Source organism: Streptomyces sp. HSW2009, assembly GCF_040240285.1.
GTDB lineage: Bacteria > Actinomycetota > Actinomycetes > Streptomycetales > Streptomycetaceae > Streptomyces.
The window spans coordinates 1-5,143 of record NZ_JBEHZD010000537.1 but is presented as its reverse complement, the minus strand read 5'-3'; the positions used below and the strand labels follow the sequence as shown (position 1 = coordinate 5,143).

General features: G+C 74.5%; 4 protein-coding genes and 1 pseudogene. 2 read left to right on the top strand and 3 right to left on the bottom strand.

All coding sequences use genetic code 11. The annotated features are described in order from the left end of the window. The first annotated feature begins 1,009 nt into the window (after positions 1 to 1,009). Positions 1,010 to 2,329, top strand: coding sequence for an SGNH/GDSL hydrolase family protein (locus tag AAHZ94_RS28105; protein ID WP_349996333.1), 1,320 nt, complete (start codon positions 1,010 to 1,012; stop codon positions 2,327 to 2,329). Between the two features lie 144 nt (positions 2,330 to 2,473). On the opposite strand, the gene AAHZ94_RS28100 is transcribed toward AAHZ94_RS28105, so the two are convergent. The 3 genes and pseudogenes from AAHZ94_RS28100 to AAHZ94_RS28090 form a co-directional block, all read right to left on the bottom strand. Then, positions 2,474 to 2,884 carry an arsenate reductase ArsC gene (locus AAHZ94_RS28100; RefSeq protein WP_349996332.1) on the bottom strand — a complete coding sequence of 137 codons (411 nt, stop codon included), beginning with the start codon at positions 2,882 to 2,884 and terminating at the stop codon, positions 2,474 to 2,476. A 26-nt stretch (positions 2,885 to 2,910) separates the two neighbouring features. Next, positions 2,911 to 4,041, bottom strand: a complete 1,131-nt coding sequence (gene arsB / locus AAHZ94_RS28095) for an ACR3 family arsenite efflux transporter (protein ID WP_349996331.1) — start codon at positions 4,039 to 4,041, stop codon at positions 2,911 to 2,913. 125 nt (positions 4,042 to 4,166) lie between these two features. After that, positions 4,167 to 4,568, bottom strand: a pseudogene (locus tag AAHZ94_RS28090) (ArsR/SmtB family transcription factor); the annotation flags it as partial. Positions 4,569 to 4,669: 101 nt separating this feature from the next. Between AAHZ94_RS28090 and AAHZ94_RS28085 the strand changes: the two are divergent. After that, complete coding sequence (locus AAHZ94_RS28085) at positions 4,670 to 5,140, top strand: ArsI/CadI family heavy metal resistance metalloenzyme (RefSeq protein ID WP_349996330.1); 471 nt, start codon at positions 4,670 to 4,672, stop codon at positions 5,138 to 5,140. Positions 5,141 to 5,143 lie beyond the last annotated feature (3 nt).

Sequence of the window (5,143 nt, the reverse complement as noted above, 5' to 3'; positions counted from 1 at the left end):
CCCCCCCCACACCCCCCCCCCCCGTCGGGCGCCCTCCCCGCGGCTTTCCACCCCCCCGGCGCGCGGGGCGGGGGGGGGGGCCGCGGGGGCCCCCCCCCCCCCCCGGGACCGGCGAAGGGGCCGCCGGTGCGGGGTTTGCCCGTGCGGGGGCTTTGGCCCTGGTCTTGGCCGTGGTCGTTACGGCCTCCGGCACCGTCGCCCGCGCCCGGTCCTTCGCCGCCGCGGCCTCCGGCACCGCGGTCCGGGGGGCCTGTTGCGCCCGCGCCCGCGCCCGGGCCGTTGCCGTCGCTGCCGCGGCCTCCGGCGCCCGTACCGCCCGCACCGCCGCCCGAACCGGCGTCCAAGCCACCGCCCGCGCCGTCCCCACCGCCCGCGCCCGTCCGTGCCGCGCCGTCAGTGTCCCCGATATCCCCGTACGTCCGTTCCATTCACTCCACCAAGGTCGCGCCGTTCCCCCGGGCCATTGTCGGGCCTGGGCCCCCTTCCGTAACGAACGGAGGGTTCCCGGCGGCAGCCCGGGCGCGGCGTCCGGGGCCCTGAATCAGCCCGTAGGGGGTGGGTCGGGGGCGGTCCGGGGACGGGGAGCCCGGAGCCAGAGCGCGGGCGGGGCGCCGGGGGACGGCGTGCCTCGCCCGCGCCCCAGACGCACGCCGCCCGTACCGCGGACCCCACGGCCCCGGGCGCACCCACCTGCACCCACGAGCGCGCATCGCCTCCCGGCGCACCCCACCCGCACCCACGAGCGCTCACCACCTCCAGGCACACCCCACCCGCACCCACGAACCCCACCACCCCAGGCACACCCGCGACCCCATCCGCACCCGCGGGCTCGCCCGTGGGCTCACCCGTCCGGCGGGCGGGCGTCACCCACCCCGTGGGATCATGGGAAGCCTCGTCGGCCGCGTTCGCCTCACCGCGCCCGCCCCCTGCCGCAGCGCGGGGGCACCGCGCCCACCCACCGCCGCACCGCGGGGTCATCGACTCCGCCGAGTTCAGGAGAGCCCCGCACATGACCGTGAGTCCCCCGCCCAGGCATTCGGCCTACGCCGTGCTTGCTGCGCTGGCGGCCGTGGTGATCCTCGTCTCCGCCGCGATATTCGTCGGCGTCGGCAAGAGCGACGGCACCGCGGCCCCGGCCACCGGCCACGGCAACGAGGCCGCGCCTGCCTCCGCCGGCGCCTGGGTGGGCACCTGGTCCACGTCGCCGGCCGCCGCCGAACCCCAGCGGCCGAACGGCTTCCCGAAGGTGTCGATCCGCAACGTGGTCCGCATCAGCGTCGGCGGCGAGCGGGTGCGCATCCAACTCTCCAACCTGTACGGGAACCGGCCGCTCACCATCAGCCACGCCTCGGTGGCGCTGGCCGCCGCGCCCAACGAACCGAACGCGGCCGAGGGCACCATGCGGCGGCTCTTCTTCAACAAGCGGCCTTCGGTGACCATCCCGGCCGGCCGACACGTGTTCAGCGACCCGACCGGGCTGCGCGTCGCCGACGCCAGCGACCTGCTGGTCAGCACGTATTCGCCCACCCCGGCCGGCGCCGTCACCTACCACCCGCACGCCCGACAGATCTCGTACGCGGCACAGGGCGACCACGCCGAGGACACCGCCGGGTTGGCGTTCACCCAGCAGAGCCCGTACTGGCGCTACCTGACCGGCGTGGACGTGTGGACGGGCCGGGCCACCGGTTCGGTCGTGGCGCTCGGCGACTCGATCACCGACGGCAGCACCTCCACCACGGGGGCCAACCACCGCTGGCCCGACTTCCTCGCCCAGCGGCTGCGCACCGAGCGCGACGCGCCCCGGCTCGGCGTCCTCAACCAGGGCATCAGCGGCAACCGCGTGCTGACCGACGGCAACCTCACCCCGCCGAACAACCCGAGCGGCCTGTCCCGCTTCGACCGGGACGTGCTGGCGCAGACCGGGGTCCGGGCGGTCGTCATCGAACTGGGCGTCAACGACATCCTGCGCAACCCCCACGAGACCAACCCGGACCGCATCACCGGCGGCCTGCGGCAACTGGTGGAGCAGGCGCACACCCGCGGGCTGCGCGTCGTCGGCGCCACGCTCATGCCGTTCTACGGGCACCGCGGCTTCACGCCCGAACTGAACGCGGTCCGCGAGGCGGTCAACGAACAGATCAGGTCGGGCGAGGTCTTCGACGAGGTCGTCGACTTCGACGCGGCCCTCCGCGACCCCGCCAACCACCTCCGCCTGCTCCCCCGCTACGACTCGGGCGACCACCTGCACCCCAGCGACGAGGGTTACCGGGCCATGGCGCACGCGCTGGACCTGGACCAACTGCGGGGACGGGTGGCGGCCGAGCTCTAGCCCCGGCGGGCGGCGAGGGGGGCCCGGGCGGCCCGGGTGGGTGGGTGGCCCGGGTGGGTGGGTGTTCGGCTCCGCCTCGTGGGCCTCGTGGGCCGCGTTCGTTGCGGGTGTGCAGGCCGATCGCCGCCCCCGCCCCCCCCCGGCTCAGCCGAGCTCGGCGATCAGTTCCCGCACCCGTCGTTCGATCTCGTCGCGGATGGGACGCACCGCCTCGATGCCCTGGCCGGCCGGGTCGGGCAGGGCCCAGTCCAGGTAGCGGCGGCCGGGGATGACGGGGCAGGCGTCGCCGCAGCCCATGGTGACCACCAGGTCGCAGTCGCGTACGGCCGCGGGCGTGAGGGCCTTGGGCGTCGCGGCGGAGAGGTCGATTCCGACTTCGGCCATGGCCCGTACGACCGTGGGGTTGACCGTGGCCGCGGGGGCCGAGCCGGCCGACGCGGCCCGGGCCCGGCCGTCGGCCATGTGGGTGAGGAAGGCGGCGGCCATCTGCGACCGCCCGGCGTTGTGCACGCAGACGAAGAGGACGGACGGCGGGGCGGCGGGGGCGTCAGACACGGCTGGTCTCTCCTTGCGGTACGGCGTCAGGCACGGCTGGTCTCCCCTTGTGGTCCGGAGACGGGGTCAGGGACGGGGCCGGGGTCAGGGACGGGGCCGGGGACGGGGGCGGCGTAGAACCGGCGGGCCCACAGGGCCACGTACACCAGGCCGATCAGCACCGGCACCTCGATCAGCGGGCCGACGACGCCCGCCAGCGCCTGGCCGGACGAGGCGCCGAAGGTGGCGATGGCGACGGCGATGGCCAGTTCGAAGTTGTTGCCGGCGGCGGTGAACGCCAGCGTCGTGGCCCGCGGGTAGTCCAGGCCGACGGCCTTGGCCAGCGCCATCGAACCGGCCCACAGCACGGCGAAGTACACCAGCAGCGGCACCGCGATCCGCACCACGTCCAGCGGGCGGGAGGTGATCGCGTCGCCCTGGAGGGCGAACAGCACGACGATCGTGAAGAGCAGCCCCCACAGCGCGAACGGGCCGATCCGCGGCACGAGTTCGCGTTCGTACCAGGCACGGCCCTTGGCCCGCTCGCCCAGTCGGCGGGTGAGGAAGCCGGCCAGCAGCGGGATGCCCAGGAAGATCAGCACGCTGCGGGCGATCTCCCACACCGAGACGGAGAGGCCGGCCTGCTCCCAGCCGAGCCAGCCGGGCAACGCCGACAGGTAGAACCAGCCGAGCAGGCTGAAGGCCAGCACCTGGAAGACGGAGTTCAGGGCGACCAGCACGGCGGCTGCCTCCCGGTCGCCGCCCGCCAGGTCGTTCCAGATGATCACCATGGCGATGCAGCGGGCCAGCCCCACGATGATCAGCCCGGTCCGGTACTCGTCCAGGTCCGGCAGGAACGCCCAGGCCAGTACGAACATGACGGCCGGCCCGACCAGCCAGTTCAGCACCAGCGACGGCAGCAGCAGCCGGCGGTCGCGGGTGACGGTGTGCAGCCGGTCGTAGCGGACCTTGGCCAACACCGGGTACATCATCACCAGCAGGCCGAGGGCGATCGGCAGCGAGACCCCGGTGACCGTGACCGCGGCCAACGCGTCCCCGAGCCCCGGCACCAGCCGGCCGAGTCCGAGTCCGGCCGCCATCGCGACCATGATCCACACGGCCAGGTACCGGTCGAGGAACGAGAGCCGGCCCGCGACGCCGGGCGCGGGCGCGCTCATGCGTGGCCTCGCGCGAGATCGGCGGGGGTGGTGTTTGCGGAGGGGGCAGTGGTGGCCCCCGCAGCGGTTTCTTCGGCGCCGGCATCCGGGTCGGCCGACGCGGGGCCGGCCGGGCCGCAACACCCCGCCGCGGCCGGTTCCGGGTCCCGTTCCGGTGCGTTCGCGCCCGCCGGGCGGGTCAGGATGCCGGCCAGCCGGTCGGTGGTCTCCGGCAGCAGCCAGTAGTACACCCAGGTGCCGCGCCGCTCGCAGTCGATCAGGCCCGCCTGGCGGAGCAGCTTGAGGTGGTGCGAGATGGTCGGCTGGGAGAGGTCGAAGGCGGGCGTGAGGTCACAGACGCAGACCTCGCCCCCGGCCCGCGAGGCGATCATCGACAGCAGCCGCAACCGCACCGGATCGCCCAGCGCCCGGAACACCTTCGCGAGCTCCGCGGCCTGCTCCGCCTCGATCGGCGCCGCCAGGAGGCCGGGACAGCACCCGTCCGGCGCGCCGGCCCGGCCGAGCACCGTAAGACCTTGATTCGACATTCTTCTATGTTGACATTCATCGATCCAGGACACAACCTTGCATTGAAGAACTTCGAATCAGCGGCGACCGGTCCCCGTGGACCGATCCTTGGAGGTGCGCCATGTCCCGCGTTCAACTGGCCCTGCGCGTCAGCGATTTGGAGGCGTCCATCGCCTTCTACAGCAAGCTGTTCAACACCGGGCCGAGCAAGCGCCGCGAGGGGTACGCCAACTTCGCCATCGCCGAACCGCCGCTGAAGCTCGTCCTCCTGGAGGGCGAGCCCGGCCAGCACACCCGGCTGGACCACCTGGGCGTGGAGGTCGGCGCCACGGCCGAGGTCACCGCGGCCGGCGACCGGCTGCGCGCCGCCGAACTCACCACCACCGAGGAGACCGACACCGCCTGCTGCTACGCGGTCCAGGACAAGGTCTGGGTGCACGGCCCCGGCGGCGAGCCGTGGGAGGTGTACGTGGTCAAGGCCGACGCCGAGGTGCTGGGGGCCAGCGCGGTGGATGCCGGCGCCGCCGCCCAGCCGGCGCAGGAGCGGACCCCGGACGGGGACGGCGCAGCCGCGCGGTGCTGCGGGGGCTGACCG